Origin of the sequence: Halalkaliarchaeum desulfuricum, from assembly GCF_002952775.1 — an archaeon.
Classification (GTDB): Archaea; Halobacteriota; Halobacteria; order Halobacteriales; family Haloferacaceae; genus Halalkaliarchaeum; species Halalkaliarchaeum desulfuricum.
Genome location: NZ_CP025066.1, coordinates 717,690 through 732,200 on the forward strand (window position 1 = coordinate 717,690; position 14,511 = coordinate 732,200).

Here is a 14,511-nt window from a genome sequence, read left to right on the forward strand (position 1 = left end):
ATTAATATACGTATGCGATCACCTGGCCACCGATGCCCTGTTCGCGGGCCTCGTAGTGGCTCATGACGCCGTGGCTCGTCGTGACGACGAGCGCCCCGTAATCGCGGGCGGGGAGGAATCGCTTTTCCCACTTCTCGAACTCGTCTGCGCCCGCAGAGTAGCGGGGGTTGACGGCGCCACACTCGTTTATCGCTCCTTTCAGTTCGACCTCGAATCGTCCGGCCTTGCCGTCGTCGACGAACTCGAATCCGTCGATGTACCCGCGGTCGTAGAGGACCTCGAGTACGGAGCCGATGACGTTCGAGGCGGGCTGTACCGTGTACTCCAAGTGGCCGACACGCTCGGCGTTGTCGAGCCCCGAAAGCGCATTCGCCAGTGGATCGTTGCCTACCATTGTTAGCTGTACTTCTTGAATCCCATGTCTCGTGCGACCTCCCGGAAACACTGGCGACAGAGGTTGATGTCGTACTTGCCGACCAACCCCTGTTTGCGACCGCAGCGCCGGCACTCGTGCCGCTGGCCGGTGCGTCGCGTCGCGTGCTCCCCGGTGACGTCGGCGGACTCTTCGGGTTCGGGTTCGCTTTCGCTTTCGCTCATTCGTTCACCTCCACGTCGAACTCCCGCTCGAGGAACGCGATCGCGTCCCCGGGCGTCAACTGGTGGGAGCTCGGGATCGGCCGGGTTTCCCGATCGCGTTTTGCGATCCGGTAGCCCGGACGGACCAGCGCGACGGTCACGTCGAGTCCGTAGATCCCGACCTCGGGGTCGTACTCCTGGCTCGGGAACTCCGTGTGTTCCTCGACGCCGAAGCTCACGTTCCCGGTGTCGTCGAACTGCGACCGGGACAGCTCCGTGAACTCGAAGGCGGTGTCGAGGAACCCGCGTGCGGCCTCCCCGCGGAGCGTGACCTTCGTGCCGATCGGGTCGCCCTCGCGGACGCCGAACTCGCCGATCGTCTGGTTGGCGGTCGTTCGGACGCTCTGTCTGCCCGTGATCTCCTCGATGATCTCCTCGGCGTGAGCGAGCGGCTCCCCGCCCTGGCCGACTGCCATGTGGACGACGACCTTCTGGATTTGCGGCTCGCGCATCTCGTGGAACTCGGCGTCCGACTCGGCGTCGCTCATTCGTCGTCACCTCCGTCGTCTGCGTTGTCCGACTCCTCGGCGGGTTCCGCGTCCGATTCGTCGTCTCCGTCGTCGACTTCATCGGCTTCCTCGTCGGCGTCGACTTCATCGGCTTCCTCGTCGGCGTCGACTCCGTCGGCGTCCTCGTCGTCCGTGAAGTTCTCGTCGATCACGACGACGTACTCCTCGACGGTTTCGAACGTGTCCTCGCCGCTTGCGAGGCGAACCGTGTTCGATCCAGAGCCCATCGTGACCTGGATCTCGTCGACGGTTCCGGTCTCGCCGGCGTGCTGCCCGTCGACGACGACCGCGAGCGCGCCCTCCTCGTACGGGAAGTGGGCGACGACCGCTTTGGTTTCGTTGTCGACCACGAGCGAATCCTTGTTCGAGTACTCCGTGTCGGATTCGACGCGGACGTTCGTGCCATCGTGCAGCGTGAGTTGCACGTCGCCGCCGGAGACGGTTCCCTTGCGGACGACCTTCCCGAGACGGCTTTCCGCGGCGTCGGCATCGATCGGAACGAGCGTCAGGCGGCCCCCCTCGTCGGGGAACACGCGGTAGTACTCCTCCCGCTCGTCGAACGACAGGATGTCGAAGATACCGACGGGTCGCTGTACGTCCGACACGGTTCCGCCGTTGACGGAGACGGAGCCCTGCCGAAGGGCGTACCGCGCTTCTTTCTCGTTGCCGACGTAGCCGAGCACGTCCCGCAGCAGGATCAAGAGTGGAACCCCCGATTCCCCGTGCGGTCCGGCGCCGGCCTTGACGGTGAACGTCGCGGTCTTCCGCTCGACCGGCCAGGAGTTCGGTACCGACAGTCGTTTCTGATGGTTGCTCATTCGTTGTCCTCCCGGAGACGCGCCTCGCGGCGGTCGTCCTCCAGGTCCAGGGCGGTCACGCGGACGTTGCTCGTCGGCAACGGACGGGGGACCTCCTCACCGTCGACCTTTTCGACGGTGATGCCTTCGACGGTGATCCGGGTGTCCCGGAGGTCGACGTCGACGACTTCCCCTTCCTCGCCGGCGAAGTCACCGCGCATGATTTCGACGGTGTCGCCCGCGTTGACGCGGACGTTCCGCTTGCCGTACTCCTCTCGAAGTTCATCCGAGAGAGTGGCACGGACCTGTCGGTGCCGCTCGTGAAGCGGCGCGTTCTCCGTTTCGTTTCGTTGTTTGCGTGGCTGTCGCGTCATAGGTTATACGATCATCGTTGCGGTGCTCGCGATGCTCCCGAAGCGTTCGGCGACCTCGCGTGCGATCGGGCCTTTGATCTCGGTGCCGCGCGGCTCCTCGAGATCGTCGATGATCACGGCCGCGTTGTCCTCGAACTTGACGCGCGTGCCGTCCGGGCGCCGGATCGGCTTGCGCTGGCGGACGATAACCGCCTCCAGCACCTGCCGGCGCATCTCGGGGGTCCCTTTGGTGACCGAGACGGTCACCTTGTCGCCGATACCGGCCTTCGGATGCCGGTTGACTCGGCCGGAGTACCCCTTGACGCTGAGCACCTTCAGCTCTCGCGCCCCGGTGTTGTCGGCACACGTGATCAGCGAGCCCTTCTCGAGGCCCTGCGTGACGTCGGCTTTCAGCGCCTCCATCACTCGTCACCTCCGAGGACCTGCACGACGACGTGCGATTTGGTCTTCGAGAGCGGTCGCGTCTCCGCTATCTTCACTTCGTCACCGACTTCGAGCGGTTCGAGCACGCCCGGCACGTGGGCCGGGATGCGCGAACGACGCTTCATGTACCGATCGTATTTCGGTACGAACACGTCGTACTCCCGCTCGACGATGACGGTCTTTTCCATGTCCGTCGAAACGACCGTCCCCTCCCGGGTCTGGCCGCGGACGGAGAGATGCCCGTAGAACGGACATTTCTCGTAGTCGTATTCCTCCGGATTCTCTGGTTCCGGAGGGGTTGGTACGTCGAGTCCTATCGCCATGTCGAAACACCTGCGTTTTCGGTGCGTTCGGCGGGTCGTGAGAGCAGTCGATCCCCATCCACCGTAACGTAGACCACGTCCTCGCGCTCGCTCCGGGCGGATCTCGCCGGATCCGTCTCGGATCCGGACGAACCGGACTGGCGGGAGAACAATCCCGCAGTATCCGATCCGCGTTCGGACGCGGACCCCGGGGCCTTGCGGTCCCCGGCGGCTTCATCTGTGGGCTCACGGGTCGGGTCCGCCACGAGGGCGAACTCGAAGGTCGTCCCCCGCTTGGGGACGACTTTCTCCCCCGAGTCGGTCGCGATCACGAGGGTCCGCATCGTCTCGCGGACCACACGCCCGTGGATACCGACGGAGTCGGCGCTGGACGCGTCGGCCACCCGAACCGGGAGGCCAGCGAGTTCGTGTTTCGCGATCGTCTCGGGGGTGAGCATCGTTACTGTTCCTCCTCGAGGTCGCCTTCTTCGCGCTGGATCGTCTTGATCCGCGCGATCGTCCGGCGGAGTTCGCGGAGCCGACCCGGGTTCTCGAGCTGGGCGCCCGTCGCCTGCTGGGCCCGCATGTTGAGCAGCTCGGTCTCGAGCTCTTCGAGCTCGACCTCGCGCTCGGCGGTCGTCATGTCCCGGATCTCTTCGGGGTAGAGGATCGCCATTGTTACTCCTCCGTCTCCTCGTCTTCGTCGTCGGTTGTCGGCGTTTCCTCGTCGGCTTCGTCGTCGGTGTCCTCCATCTCGGCGACGAGGTCGGCCGCTTCCTGTTCGATCTCCTCGTCGAGGTCATCGAGTTCCTCCTCGACGTCCTCGGCGGTCGGCGTCTCGGCTTCGTCGGCGTCTCCGGCTTCGTCGGCGCCTTCGGTTTCCTCGACGACCTCCTCGACGATCTCCTCGTCGATCACCTCTTCTGGCTCCTCGTCGGGGATCTCGACGTCTTCGTCGGCGGCGACCGGTTCGGTCTCGGCGTCGGCGACGTCGGGAACCTCTTCCGGCTCCTCCTCGAGCAGGGCGTCGACGCCCTCCTCTTCGATGGTCTGTTCGACCTCGGGAGCCTCGGCGTCCTCCTTGAGACGGAAGTCGTCGGGCAGCTGCGCGCCCGGCGGGATGATCTTGACGGTGACGCCGATCGTCCCGAGCTTCATCACGGCGACCGACTGTCCCTCGTCGACGACCTCCTGGGCGGGCTCGCCGTTGTGCTTGATGTAGCCGCGGTTGAACTTCTCCACGCGGGAGCGTGCGCCCGTGACCTTGCCCGAGAGCACGATCTCCGCGCCCAGCGCGCCGGCGTCCATGATCCGGTCGATCGTCGTGTGCCCGGCCTTCCGGAAGTACCAGCCGCGCTCTAAGGCGTTCGCCAGGCGATCGGCGACGATTCGGGCGTTGAGGTCCGGCTCGTCGACCTCCTGGACGTCGATCTGTGGGTCGTCCATGTCGAACCGCTCCTCGAGTTCGCTCGTGATCTTGCGGATGTTCTTCCCGCCCTTGCCGATGACCATGCCGGGCTTTTCCGCCTTGAGCACGATCTGGGTGCCCATCGGCGTCTTGGCGACGTCCATGCCGCCGTAGCCAGCACGGCCCAGCTCCGAAGCGAAGAACTCGTCGATCTGTGAGCGCTGCAATCCGTTCTCGATGAACTGATGTTCGTCTGCCATGTCAGGCCTCCTCCTCCGTGTCGGGTTCCTCGAGGATCAGTTCGACGTCACAGAGCGTGGTGTTCCACGGTGACGCACGCCCCATTGCACGGGGCTTGCGGCCGGGGCGTTCCCCGACCTTGTGTGGCGCGACGTGCATGATCTCCATCTCGTCGCCGTCGAACCCCTGCTCGGTGGCGTTGTTCTTCGCGTTCTCGAGCAGTTTGAGGAAGTCGTTCGAGGCCTTCTCCGGGAAGCGGCCGGCGTCCCATCCGTCGATGTTCGACCGGTGTCCGACACCGGTGTTGTGCTGACGGAACGGGACTGGCTGCTCCTCGTCGATCACCGCATGGAGGTACTCCTCCGCCTCGGCGACCGTCTTGCCCTTGATCTCGCGGGCGATGGCCTTGCTGTGCTTCAGGCTGATGGGCCGGTCCCTGAGCATCGCTTTCGCGGTCGTGTCGGGGTCGGCCTCGACGCTGTAGTTGATTCCCATGAGTTATTTGAGTGGCACGAACTTCGAGGATCGGGTCGCACCGATTCCGGCCTGTCCGTGCTCGACGGACGTCCGCGTGAGCTGGAACTCGCCGAGGTAGTGGCCGATCATCTCCGGCTCGACCTCGACGCGTTCGAACGACTGCCCGTTGTAGACGGCGAACGTCTTGCCGACGAACTCCGGCAGTACGGGCATGTCGCGCAGATGGGTTCGGATCGGCTCGCTCGCCGTCGCCTCGGCGTCGCGTTGACGCGCTTTCTCGAGCAGCTTCCGGTGCTCGGATCCCAGTCCTCGGGTGATAGTTCGCCGCTGTCGAGCGGGAAGCAGTTCCGCGACCTCCTCGACGCTCATCTCCTGCAACTCGTCGAGCGTGTGACCGCGGTAGGTGAACTCACCATCGCGGCCGGTTCGGTAATCGGAGCTCATTTGTTCTTCCCTCGTCCGGTCCGCTTCGATGCGATGTCGCCGACCTTCCGTCCCGGCGGGGCGTCCCGCGAGACGGATTTGGGTTTTCCGGGGTGCTGTCGGCCGCCGCCACCGAACGGGTGATCGACGGCGTTCATCGCGACCCCGCGAACGCGCGGGTACTTCGTCCCGCGCGATTTGAGTTTGTGGTGCTTCTTTCCGGCCTTCACGAACGGCTTCTCGGTCCGGCCGCCCCCGGCGACCACGCCGATCGTGGCGCGACACTCGGGGTTGAGCCGCTTGACCTGGCCGCTGGGCAGCTGGACGACCGCGACGTCGCGGTCGTGGGTCAAAAGCTGCGCCGAGACGCCCGACGCCCGGGCGAACTTGCCGCCGTCGCCGGGATGGCTCTCGACGTTACAGACGGGGACCCCTTCCGGGATCTCCGACAGCGGGAGCGTGTTGCCGGGCTTGATCTCGGCGCTCACGCCCACTTGCAGCGTCTCGCCCACGCGGATGCCCTCGGGTGCGAGCACGAGCCGGCGGTCGCCGTCCTCGAACTCCACGTCCGCGAGGGGTGCGCTCCGGGCGGGATCGTGTTCGATGCCCACGACCTCGCCGGAGACGGTCTCGTCGTCCTCGTCGGTCTTGTGTGAAAGCTCCGCCTTGTAGCGGTGCGACGGCGCTCGGAACGTCGGGCCGCCGCGGCCGCGTCGTTGTCCCTGGATCCTGCGTCCCATGATCAGAACACCCCGATCCGGGAGGCGATCTCGGTCGCGTCGTCGTCCTCCGACAACGTGACCGTCGCCTTCTTCCGGCCTTGCGGCGTTATCTGCGTGTTCACGTCGACGATGCGGATCTCGAACTGTGCCTCGATCGCGTCGCGGATCTCCGGCTTTGCGGCGTCGATATCGACGACGAACTGGAGCTTGTTCTCGAAGTCCATCTCGTTCATCGCCTTCTCGGTGACCAGCGGATGCTTGATTACCTGTGTCATCGCTCTGTTACCTCCTCGAGGGCGCTTTCGGTGTAAATCGTCAGGCGCCCCGGATGGGTGCCCGGCGCGAGATCCTCAGCGCTCACGTCCCTGGCAGTCGCAACGTCCACACCCGCGAGGTTCCGGGCTGCACGCGACGGCTCCTCACTGGTGACGAACAGGATCGATGTCGGACGCGTGGTCTTGCGGCCGCGGGTCTTCCCACGCCCGGCGCGGATGCGCTTGCCGTCCTCGGAGCGCTCGATGTCGGCGTAGACGCCCAGCGCCTCCAGCACGTCGACGACTTCCTGAGTCTTGACGAGTTCCTCGAACTCGTCTGCGACGACCAGCGGGAGTTCGACGTCGTCGTCGAACTCGTGGCCGCGCTCGCGAACGAGTTCGGGGTCCGCCGTGGCGGCGAGCGCCGAGCGGTTCGCCAGCTTTCGTTCCTTCGCGTTGATTGCTTTGCCCTGGTCCTTCTCGGCCTTCGGCGGGTGCGCTCTTCGCCCGCCGACCGTGTTCGGGGAGCGCCGTCCGCGCCCGTTCGATCGGGGGACGTGCGCCATCCCGCGGCCGGAGCCGGGCGATTCCGCCGGGGTTCGCATCCCGGCGAGTTCGTCGGCGCCGTAGGCCTGTTTCCGGTTCGCCTGGGCGGCGACGACGGCCCGCCGGATGAGGTCCGGGCGGTACGGCGTCTCGAAGACGTCGGGCAGTTCGATCGTGCCCACGTCGTCGCCGTCCAGGTCTCGTACTGTTGCTTCCATGTTATGTCACCCCTGATTCGACGCGGTCGAGACGTACCGCACCTCGGGGTCGAGGCGCGGCTGGTCGTTCGGCCGGATGGCCGGGCGGAACCGCAGTAGCCGCTTGTTCGGTCCGGGCAGCGAGCCCTTCACCAGCGCGTACGGCCCGTCGACCTCGCCGTAGTTGACGAAGCCGCCGTCGGGCGTCGCGTCGCCGTCCTCGCCGACGGAGATGAGCCGCTTGTTCAGCTCTGTGCGCTGGTGGTAACCGGTCTGTCCTTGCTGGGGAACGGTCGAACGCACGCGGGAGGGGTTCCACGGACCGAGGTTGCCGATCCGGCGCCGCCATCCCTGGCGGGCGTGTTTGCCCTTCCGCTTTTGAACGCCCCACCGCTTGACGGGGCCTTGCGTTCCCTTCCCCTTCGTGACGCCGGACGCGTCGAGGTACTCTCCCTCGCGGAACACGTCCGTGAAGGCGTGTACCCCGCCGTCTTCGAGCAGTTCGAGCGCGAAGTCGGTGCGCTCCTCGAGGGAGCCGCCGCCGACGCGCGTCTCCATGACGTCCGGCTTCTTCTTGGGGACGTTCGAGAGGTCCGAGGGTACGGTGTGAGTGATCATCCGCAGATCGTCGACGCTGCCTGCAGCGAGCAGCTCCCGCAGCGCCTCGACGTCCTCGTCGAACGTGTCTTCCGCCGGGAGATCGAGCGTCCGGTCGAGTTCCTCGTGGAACTCGTTCGCCCAGACTTCGGTCACCGGCTTCTTTCCGTACGGCGTCTCTTCGTAGGCACGCAACGCGACGGATCGCATCGGTGGGGTCTCGACGACCGTCACCGGCACTGACTCCTCCATCCCCTCTCGCGGGGAGTTGGCCTCGTCGTTGATCATCACGACGTGGGTCATCCCGGCCTTGTAGCCGGCGAAGCCCTGCAGGCCAGGAGAGCCGTCGTCGTCGGGCCACGAGCGGATGCGCGGCACTTCCGAGACCGCACGCTTCCGCGGGCTGAACCCCAGCGAGCCTTTGCGTGGTCTGTTTGATTGTGGCATGTGTTCACTCCGTGAGTGTGAGCTGTGCGAGGGTGGCGAACATCGCTTCTTCCGTTCGCACGACCTCGCTCGCCTGTCGTGGGATCGTGTTCGACCAGAGGTCGAACCCACGGCCGGGTTCGACTGTCCCGTCGACGACTGAATCCACACCGGAGTCCGCCTCCGGAGGGATCTCGTCGGCGGAGATCCCGAGTATTTCCGGAAGCCCGCGCCCTGGCGAGCCGAAGGCGACGGTGAACCCGTCTTCCAGCTTCGGCGCGAGCGTCGCCAGCCGCGAGATGGTCGTCGGTCGACCGTGTCTCGAGGTGGCGATCCGCGGCTTCGGTCCGCGGGCGAGTGCTTCCGACAGGTCCGTGGAGACCACCTGAAAGCCCTCCTCGGGCTTCCCGGTGATCCGGGCACGGACCGGTTCTCTCGAATCGATTCTGATGGTGACGCGCTCCCCCTCCTCGAGTTCCATTCCGGATGGAACGAGGAGCGAGATCGGGTGTTGCAGTTCGCAATTGACCCGAACGCGACCTTCAGGTCCGACCTCAGTCACGATTCCCTGTGTTGACGACTCGGAACCGTTCGGATCCGAGCCGGCCTCCGACGGAAGCCGAAGCGGCGGGAGCACGCCGACGTACTGCAGCGCGTCGCGTTGTCCCCAGAGATCCTTCCGGAGTTCCGGGGGCGTCGCGGCGTACCGCAGCACGGTTTCGACGAACTCGCCGCCGAAGCGGCGTTCGCCTTCCCGGTCCGGGAAGACGACCAGCCTGCTCGCCCCGAACACCGCCGCCGCGCGGGCGACGGTGCCGAGCTTGCGAGTTGCCTCGCGTTTGTCCTCGGCTTCGCGAACGAGCGAGGACGGCACCAGGATGTGGATACCGTCCATGGCTTCCGTCACGAGACTGTACAAGTCTTACCAAATCAGGCCCTAAAAGGATAGCGAAACCGATCCGGGCTGAAAAGTGTTCACACGGATGATATCGGGGGCGTGCGTCCCCCTTTGGGTGATCGAGTTCGCGGAAATATATTCCGGATTGCAAACTGTCGATCGCATCGTCAGTCGGGTCGTCGGGGTAGTAGTTCGGAAGCCTTAATAGTCCCCTGCCAGTTATTTTCTGATGCGGAGAAACGCAGTACGCGCTGGTAGTGTAGTGGTATCACGTGACCTTGCCATGGTCGCAACCGGGGTTCAAATCCCCGCCAGCGCACTTCTCTCGATCACAACACTGCGAGCGACTCGCGAAGCGATGTCGCTCGCTTCCCGTGTTCGAGTGAATCGATACCTGCGGGCGATTTGAATCAGACGAGTCGCAGCCCGGAACGGCGCGAAGCGCCGCATGCCCGGACCGCTCGGCGTGGTTCAAATCCCCCGCCAGCGCACTCCCTGCGGCCGTGCGCCGGCTGTAGTCCCCCTCGCTCGGCTCACGGCTCCCTTCGGTCCCCGTTCGCACGCCGAGGTCTCGTTTCACTCGACCTCGCACCGCTCGCGGGACTCCACGCCAGCACATAACGCCCGATACAACGCCCGAAACGCCAAGAAGATCTGATACAACCCTTCTCTCGAGGGGAATTTTATACGCTGGTCGTTACAGTACTGAAATATGCGCCCTCCACGACGTGCGGTACTCACCAGCCTCGCCACCGTCCCTGTCATACTGGCTGGCTGCCAGACCCTCCGCCCCGCTGACGACAGTACTCCTGAATCAGACCCCGAGGATATCGAGGATAATGAGACCACACCGAGCCACGGTGAGGAAGCTGCAACCACCACACCTCCGGAGGTCACTGCCAGAATCGACCTTCGAGTCGAACGAACGGTGGCACCCGTCGCAGTTCTGGCGGACGCATCGGAGTCGACCGTTCCGGACGACCGGAACGTGACCTACGAGTGGCAGATCGTCCCCGAAAGTGGACAGCGAGTCAACCGGACCGGCCCCGCACTGAGCTACGGCTTCGAAACACCGGGAACACACCGTCTCTCCGTGACTGTCGTCGCGGAGGATGGAGACACCACGATGAGTGACACCGACGAGACGACTGTGTCCGTCGACGAACGTGGTCCTGACCGCCGACCGGTGACTGGAACGTTCGTTCCGGAGTTTGCTCGACTCGACGAGGCTATGTTGGACTATCTGGAGGCAATGGACGCGACTGCGGGCGCACTCGCGGTCGCTTCCGACGGCGAAGTGCTGCTCGAACGAGGGTACGGCTGGGCAGATGCAGACCAGTCAGAACCAACGCCGTCGACCGCGGTCTTTCGCATCGGAAGTATCAGCAAGGGACTCACCGCCGCACTCGTAGATCAACTCGTTCACGAGGGAACACTGGAGCGTGACGACCCACTCCTCGAGTATCTCTCCATCGACCCACCGGCAAACGAACTCGCCGACGAACGGTTGGCCGAGGTTACGGTCGAACACGCGCTCGACCACCGCGGCGGGTGGAACCGGTTCGAGACGGGCGATCACATCTGGGACGCCTTCGCCATCGCCGAGACGCTGGGGCTGGATGAGCCGCCGGATCTCGAGGACGCCATCGCGTTCCTGCTCGATCATCCGCTCCACTACGATCCGGGAACCGACGCCATCTACAGCAACGACGGCTACGTCATGCTCGGCGGTGTCGTGAGTGGCGTCTTGGGCGTGGACTACCAGGACGCAGTCGAAGACCGATTGCTGGAACCGCTCGGACTCACTGCCGACGTGGGTGTCGCGCAGGCCGACCCGGAGCGACGACATCCTGACGAGGTCTGGTACGATCCCCGCGATAGGATGGGCGAACGAACCGAGTGTCCGAACGCACTGACGCTCGACGAGGACGAGACCGTTCCCTGTCCGGACGGCGGTCGCCTGTTCGATCACGTCCTGCCCGCCGCAGGACACAGGGCTCGACTACGCGGGGTCGCTCTCCTTGCCGACGAAATACCCCTCGATGTCGGACCACCTGACGAGGTCTCCGGGGACTCCGGCGAACGAACACTGTTCGGTGGCGTCCCGGGGGCGTTCGCCATGGCGGGCCGACACTCCTCGGGCCTGACCGTCGGTGCGGCGATGAATCGGCGCGCTGAGGCCGAGAATACCATCGAGGACCGTGTGTTCGGGGGTCTTGACGAGTTGACGATCTCAGAGACGATCCCTGAGATACCCCTCCACGTTACTGCGGAAAAACATCAAGTCAAGTGGATAATAGATTCGTATATGGGGGGAGGCTCATACCGAACCGAGTAGAACAGCAGAATCTATTTGGGAATTCGTAGGGAGGACAATGCAAGATCCTGCGCGCGAATGCAGCAAGATTCGATGCTCAGCGATACTGATAAGCGATTAGCGAAGATATTATCCGCAAAGACCCTAAGGCGATAGACACTTTCATTCATACAGCTACGAAGACATTCTCGACCTGTATCTGGTAACGATTTTAACTGAAATCTTCAATAGACGCCTGCCCGTTAAGGTCCGATGGTGATTGATACTTTTCAAACTCTTCGTCAACGTCATCAACGAGATCTTCAATTGGTTTTTCAATCACGCCAATTATATCAGATGCATGATATACCTTATACCGGTCTTTTCCGGTCACTTCAGTCAGTACACCATCATCTTCAAGTTCATAAATCGCACTTCGAGCAGCCTGGTAACCAACATCTGCCCTGTCTTCGGCCTGGGTTATAGTAATTACTGGGTTTTTAAATAACTCATAGATAATGGTGAGGAGTGTTTCCGACCTCCGTCCCTGATAATCTTCCCGATATTTATCTCTGAGTTCTAACAATTCTTTAGATCTTATGAACACTTCCTTACTCTGGTCAATAACTCCATCAAGGAAAAATGACATCCATTCTTCCCATTCCCCTTTTGAATTCACATTAAATAATCGATCAACATACTCGTCTCGATATTGATTGAAATAGGAACTAAGATAGAGGAAGGGGTCTGGAAGTAACCCCCATTTATCCATTAGGAGAGTTATAATTAACCGTCCCATCCGTCCGTTCCCGTCTGTGAATGGATGGATAGTTTCAAATTGATAATGTATTAGCGAAATATCAATAAGCGGGTCAAATTTTGGTCCATTCTGAATATACTCAATCAATTCCTCCATCTCGTATGTCACTCGATGGGAAGCAGGTGGGACAAACCGTGCCTCTCGAGGATCTCTACTTCCGATTGCTCTTTGATCTGGTCGGAATTCGCCAGGATTTTTTTCACCACCTCTAACATCGCTCATCAGAATTTCGTGGAGTTCTTTCAGGAGTTCAGCTGTAATCTCTGATTCACCAATCCTGTTCAGACCCTGCTGGGTGGCTTTAACATAGTTGAAGACTTCAGCAGCTTCATGACGCGTGGTTCCCTCTATAGCATCTTCTTCTCCAGCTTCATGGGCATAAACAGCCGAAACAGTAGCATATGTTCCTTCAATTCGAGACGAAAAGACTGCCTCTCTTCTAATAAATGGCCCTAGAAGGAGCATTCGAGATTCATAGACCATTTGGCCGATCCCAGCCAGTTTCCCGACAGTACCGCGTGCTTCTGTAAGTTTTTCAATTAATTCTTGTGTGTATTCGAAATCGGGTGGTAACGACTCAGGGTTATAAGTCGGATAGCCCTGTTCCGTACTGATTTCTCCAGGGTAGTTCCCGGTAAAGAGTGTCGGGTCCATCAGTAAAACAACATCGGCTCCTCTAACATTAATCTTCCTCTATTATACAAAGTTAGAGGTGCGGGGTGCGTTCTAATTTTATCTACCATCAACTTAGCGAGGAAATCCGGTAGAAGATACTGGTACGGGAATCATTGAAAAGTAGTTCTCTTAACTTGCTTAGCCTAATTTAGCGTCTCTTATGCCAGTCTAATGTTGGCTCGAATAGCAGGTGAGAAAGTTAGAGCGAAAAGTTGAGTGGAGCTCGACTTTGAAACGCTTACATCATACTCGACCTCAAGTTGTACTGACCGCATTCTCTACATCTTGCACGCTTACAAGAAACTATATCAGTAGACTGGAAGTTAAGCAACAACACAAGCGAAAGTCAACCCAGTGTGGCGCTCTCCAAATCCATGAAACAGCGTGCAGAGGGAGAAAAGAACGGTCGATGAACTATTGGATAACCGGCGCCCCTCGAACCAGGGGAATACTCCACAGTAGATTACCAGCCAAAAACAATATCGCAGGGATAAGATTAGTGTTTCCCGACGAGAATACCCGCATATGAATTTCGACCTGCCCAAAACCGTCGGCGCATTCGTCCTCGTACTCGTGATCGGAATCGGCTCACTGTTCATTCTTCCAGAAGTGACGCCAATGGCCCCGATGACGACACAAACGATCCTGATGATGGTGTTGCCATCGATGGTGATATTCGGCGCGGTTATGGTCCTCATAGGGGTAAAACACGGTGAATACCGAGCCATGAATGTCTGACCCCCGATAGCCCACCCCGATCGCCCGGCAGAGACCTACCAACGGAAACGAAAGTGGCTATTTGCGCCATCTGACAGCTTATGCGGGTCGGGTCCGTACGATCACTCACGCATGAAACCTTCCCGCCGCCAGTTCTTGGTCGCCGGCGCCGGAGCCGGCGTCACCATACTCACTGGGTGTATTGCTGAAGCACCCGAGGATAACGGTGATGAGAACGACGGGACACCCGAGGACCTCCCGGGTCCAGTAACGGACTACACCGTGGTATCAGTCACCAGGGAATACGCCGGCGACTGGTGGCGCGAACCCGACGATGGCCCGGGAATCGCCGTCGTCTTGACCGATCCCGACGAGGTGCGGGCGGTCGTCGAGACCGACGAGGAGGTCGAGCAATTCATCGACGAAACCGACTTCGCCGCAGACGCGGTCTATTACCTCGAGGGCGTCGGCCCCAACGCGTGTTACTCCCGTCTCGATGTGGAAGAACTGGTCGTCATCGTGAATGGTGACTACACGCTCCAGGCTACCGTCCGGGCACGGGATGTCTCTGATGACGACGAGGACTGTCCCCAGGTCCACAGTTTCCCGTCGGTGCTGTTGCGGGTCGAAAGCGAGGTGACGATCGACGACGCCACGTTCCGGATGGTCGATGGCTGGGAAAACGAAGACTCGGTCTCACCCATGGATATCGGAACGTTTGCACAGGAGTGACCTGGACTCACCTCTTATAACAGTCTCGAGCGGTAGGGCGGC

The 14,511-nt window shown here is 61.7% G+C and carries 21 protein-coding genes and 1 tRNA gene; 4 read left to right on the plus strand and 18 right to left on the minus strand.

The features are described from left to right. Nucleotide 1: 1 nt before the first annotated feature. The 17 genes from AArcSl_RS03440 to AArcSl_RS03520 are packed head-to-tail and all read right to left on the minus strand — an operon-like array spanning nt 2 to nt 9,226. Nucleotides 2-394, minus strand: coding sequence for a 30S ribosomal protein S8 (locus AArcSl_RS03440; protein ID WP_119815076.1), 393 nt, complete (start codon nt 392-394; stop codon nt 2-4). Between the two features lie 2 nt (nt 395-396). Beyond that, a complete protein-coding gene (locus AArcSl_RS03445) occupies nt 397-597 on the minus strand; it encodes a 30S ribosomal protein S14 (RefSeq protein WP_119815079.1) in 201 nt (66 codons plus the stop codon). Beyond that, on the minus strand, nt 594-1,124 hold the full coding sequence (locus AArcSl_RS03450; RefSeq protein ID WP_119815082.1) for a 50S ribosomal protein L5: 531 nt from the start codon (nt 1,122-1,124) through the stop codon (nt 594-596). Before AArcSl_RS03450 ends, AArcSl_RS03445 begins: the two co-directional genes overlap by 4 nt. Next, on the minus strand, nt 1,121-1,963 hold the full coding sequence (locus tag AArcSl_RS03455; protein ID WP_119815085.1) for a 30S ribosomal protein S4e: 843 nt from the start codon (nt 1,961-1,963) through the stop codon (nt 1,121-1,123). The genes AArcSl_RS03450 and AArcSl_RS03455 overlap by 4 nt, the downstream gene beginning before the upstream one ends. Next, on the minus strand, nt 1,960-2,316 hold the full coding sequence (gene rplX, locus AArcSl_RS03460) for a 50S ribosomal protein L24 (RefSeq protein ID WP_119815088.1): 357 nt from the start codon (nt 2,314-2,316) through the stop codon (nt 1,960-1,962). Before rplX ends, AArcSl_RS03455 begins: the two co-directional genes overlap by 4 nt. Nucleotides 2,317-2,319: 3 nt before the next feature. Beyond that, on the minus strand, nt 2,320-2,718 hold the full coding sequence (locus AArcSl_RS03465) for a 50S ribosomal protein L14 (RefSeq protein WP_119815091.1): 399 nt from the start codon (nt 2,716-2,718) through the stop codon (nt 2,320-2,322). Then, complete coding sequence (locus tag AArcSl_RS03470; protein ID WP_119815094.1) at nt 2,718-3,062, minus strand: 30S ribosomal protein S17; 345 nt, start codon at nt 3,060-3,062, stop codon at nt 2,718-2,720. Before AArcSl_RS03470 ends, AArcSl_RS03465 begins: the two co-directional genes overlap by 1 nt. Further along, nucleotides 3,053-3,499 (minus strand): ribonuclease P protein component 1, encoded by a 447-nt coding sequence (locus AArcSl_RS03475; protein WP_119815097.1) that lies wholly within the window; start codon nt 3,497-3,499, stop codon nt 3,053-3,055. The genes AArcSl_RS03470 and AArcSl_RS03475 overlap by 10 nt, the downstream gene beginning before the upstream one ends. A 2-nt stretch (nt 3,500-3,501) precedes the next feature. After that, the gene (gene rpmC, locus AArcSl_RS03480; protein ID WP_119815100.1) at nt 3,502-3,717 is read right to left on the minus strand and encodes a 50S ribosomal protein L29; all 216 of its coding nucleotides are present in this window, start codon (nt 3,715-3,717) and stop codon (nt 3,502-3,504) included. A 2-nt stretch (nt 3,718-3,719) separates the two neighbouring features. Then, entirely contained in the window at nt 3,720-4,709 is a 990-nt protein-coding gene (locus tag AArcSl_RS03485; RefSeq protein WP_119815103.1) for a 30S ribosomal protein S3, read from the minus strand. A gap of 1 nt (nt 4,710) precedes the next feature. After that, complete coding sequence (locus AArcSl_RS03490) at nt 4,711-5,184, minus strand: 50S ribosomal protein L22 (RefSeq protein ID WP_119815106.1); 474 nt, start codon at nt 5,182-5,184, stop codon at nt 4,711-4,713. A 3-nt stretch (nt 5,185-5,187) separates the two neighbouring features. Beyond that, nucleotides 5,188-5,610, minus strand: a complete 423-nt coding sequence (locus AArcSl_RS03495; RefSeq protein WP_119815108.1) for a 30S ribosomal protein S19 — start codon at nt 5,608-5,610, stop codon at nt 5,188-5,190. Beyond that, nucleotides 5,607-6,329, minus strand: a complete 723-nt coding sequence (locus AArcSl_RS03500) for a 50S ribosomal protein L2 (RefSeq protein ID WP_119815111.1) — start codon at nt 6,327-6,329, stop codon at nt 5,607-5,609. The genes AArcSl_RS03495 and AArcSl_RS03500 overlap by 4 nt, the downstream gene beginning before the upstream one ends. 2 nt (nt 6,330-6,331) lie before the next feature. Then, nucleotides 6,332-6,586 carry a 50S ribosomal protein L23 gene (locus AArcSl_RS03505; RefSeq protein WP_119815114.1) on the minus strand — a complete coding sequence of 85 codons (255 nt, stop codon included), beginning with the start codon at nt 6,584-6,586 and terminating at the stop codon, nt 6,332-6,334. After that, entirely contained in the window at nt 6,583-7,329 is a 747-nt protein-coding gene (rpl4p, locus tag AArcSl_RS03510; RefSeq protein ID WP_119815117.1) for a 50S ribosomal protein L4, read from the minus strand. The genes AArcSl_RS03505 and rpl4p overlap by 4 nt, the downstream gene beginning before the upstream one ends. A gap of 6 nt (nt 7,330-7,335) precedes the next feature. Continuing rightward, nucleotides 7,336-8,352 carry a 50S ribosomal protein L3 gene (locus tag AArcSl_RS03515; protein WP_119815120.1) on the minus strand — a complete coding sequence of 339 codons (1,017 nt, stop codon included), beginning with the start codon at nt 8,350-8,352 and terminating at the stop codon, nt 7,336-7,338. 4 nt (nt 8,353-8,356) lie between these two features. Then, nucleotides 8,357-9,226: a putative RNA uridine N3 methyltransferase gene (locus AArcSl_RS03520; protein WP_119821694.1), complete on the minus strand. Its 870-nt coding sequence runs from the start codon at nt 9,224-9,226 to the stop codon at nt 8,357-8,359. Nucleotides 9,227-9,477: 251 nt separating this feature from the next. Between AArcSl_RS03520 and AArcSl_RS03525 the strand changes: the two genes are divergently transcribed. After that, nucleotides 9,478-9,548, plus strand: a tRNA-Gly gene (locus AArcSl_RS03525). A 393-nt stretch (nt 9,549-9,941) separates the two neighbouring features. Continuing rightward, nucleotides 9,942-11,567: a serine hydrolase gene (locus tag AArcSl_RS03530; protein WP_119815123.1), complete on the plus strand. Its 1,626-nt coding sequence runs from the start codon at nt 9,942-9,944 to the stop codon at nt 11,565-11,567. A gap of 190 nt (nt 11,568-11,757) precedes the next feature. On the opposite strand, the gene AArcSl_RS03535 is transcribed toward AArcSl_RS03530, so the two are convergent. Beyond that, complete coding sequence (locus tag AArcSl_RS03535; RefSeq protein ID WP_119815126.1) at nt 11,758-12,999, minus strand: Fic family protein; 1,242 nt, start codon at nt 12,997-12,999, stop codon at nt 11,758-11,760. Between the two features lie 546 nt (nt 13,000-13,545). Between AArcSl_RS03535 and AArcSl_RS03540 the strand changes: the two genes are divergently transcribed. Both AArcSl_RS03540 and AArcSl_RS03545 read left to right on the plus strand, forming a co-directional pair. Beyond that, nucleotides 13,546-13,758 carry a DUF7333 family protein gene (locus tag AArcSl_RS03540; protein ID WP_119815128.1) on the plus strand — a complete coding sequence of 71 codons (213 nt, stop codon included), beginning with the start codon at nt 13,546-13,548 and terminating at the stop codon, nt 13,756-13,758. 111 nt (nt 13,759-13,869) lie between these two features. After that, on the plus strand, nt 13,870-14,469 hold the full coding sequence (locus AArcSl_RS03545) for a twin-arginine translocation signal domain-containing protein (protein ID WP_119815131.1): 600 nt from the start codon (nt 13,870-13,872) through the stop codon (nt 14,467-14,469). The last annotated feature ends 42 nt before the right edge of the window (nt 14,470-14,511 follow it).

Excerpts from the sequence above, each read along its gene's own strand:
- AArcSl_RS03440 (WP_119815076.1), bottom strand. The coding sequence starts at position 394 with ATGGTAGGCAACGATCCACTGGCGAATGCGCTTTCGGGGCTCGACAAC.
- AArcSl_RS03445 (WP_119815079.1), bottom strand. The coding sequence starts at position 597 with ATGAGCGAAAGCGAAAGCGAACCCGAACCCGAAGAGTCCGCCGACGTC.
- AArcSl_RS03450 (WP_119815082.1), bottom strand. The coding sequence starts at position 1,124 with ATGAGCGACGCCGAGTCGGACGCCGAGTTCCACGAGATGCGCGAGCCG.
- AArcSl_RS03455 (WP_119815085.1), bottom strand. The coding sequence starts at position 1,963 with ATGAGCAACCATCAGAAACGACTGTCGGTACCGAACTCCTGGCCGGTC.
- rplX (WP_119815088.1), bottom strand. The coding sequence starts at position 2,316 with ATGACGCGACAGCCACGCAAACAACGAAACGAAACGGAGAACGCGCCG.
- AArcSl_RS03465 (WP_119815091.1), bottom strand. The coding sequence starts at position 2,718 with ATGGAGGCGCTGAAAGCCGACGTCACGCAGGGCCTCGAGAAGGGCTCG.
- AArcSl_RS03470 (WP_119815094.1), bottom strand. The coding sequence starts at position 3,062 with ATGGCGATAGGACTCGACGTACCAACCCCTCCGGAACCAGAGAATCCG.
- AArcSl_RS03475 (WP_119815097.1), bottom strand. The coding sequence starts at position 3,499 with ATGCTCACCCCCGAGACGATCGCGAAACACGAACTCGCTGGCCTCCCG.
- rpmC (WP_119815100.1), bottom strand. The coding sequence starts at position 3,717 with ATGGCGATCCTCTACCCCGAAGAGATCCGGGACATGACGACCGCCGAG.
- AArcSl_RS03485 (WP_119815103.1), bottom strand. The coding sequence starts at position 4,709 with ATGGCAGACGAACATCAGTTCATCGAGAACGGATTGCAGCGCTCACAG.
- AArcSl_RS03490 (WP_119815106.1), bottom strand. The coding sequence starts at position 5,184 with ATGGGAATCAACTACAGCGTCGAGGCCGACCCCGACACGACCGCGAAA.
- AArcSl_RS03495 (WP_119815108.1), bottom strand. The coding sequence starts at position 5,610 with ATGAGCTCCGATTACCGAACCGGCCGCGATGGTGAGTTCACCTACCGC.
- AArcSl_RS03500 (WP_119815111.1), bottom strand. The coding sequence starts at position 6,329 with ATGGGACGCAGGATCCAGGGACAACGACGCGGCCGCGGCGGCCCGACG.
- AArcSl_RS03505 (WP_119815114.1), bottom strand. The coding sequence starts at position 6,586 with ATGACACAGGTAATCAAGCATCCGCTGGTCACCGAGAAGGCGATGAAC.
- rpl4p (WP_119815117.1), bottom strand. The coding sequence starts at position 7,329 with ATGGAAGCAACAGTACGAGACCTGGACGGCGACGACGTGGGCACGATC.
- AArcSl_RS03515 (WP_119815120.1), bottom strand. The coding sequence starts at position 8,352 with ATGCCACAATCAAACAGACCACGCAAAGGCTCGCTGGGGTTCAGCCCG.
- AArcSl_RS03520 (WP_119821694.1), bottom strand. The coding sequence starts at position 9,226 with ATGGACGGTATCCACATCCTGGTGCCGTCCTCGCTCGTTCGCGAAGCC.
- AArcSl_RS03530 (WP_119815123.1), top strand. The coding sequence starts at position 9,942 with ATGCGCCCTCCACGACGTGCGGTACTCACCAGCCTCGCCACCGTCCCT.
- AArcSl_RS03535 (WP_119815126.1), bottom strand. The coding sequence starts at position 12,999 with ATGGACCCGACACTCTTTACCGGGAACTACCCTGGAGAAATCAGTACG.
- AArcSl_RS03540 (WP_119815128.1), top strand. The coding sequence starts at position 13,546 with ATGAATTTCGACCTGCCCAAAACCGTCGGCGCATTCGTCCTCGTACTC.
- AArcSl_RS03545 (WP_119815131.1), top strand. The coding sequence starts at position 13,870 with ATGAAACCTTCCCGCCGCCAGTTCTTGGTCGCCGGCGCCGGAGCCGGC.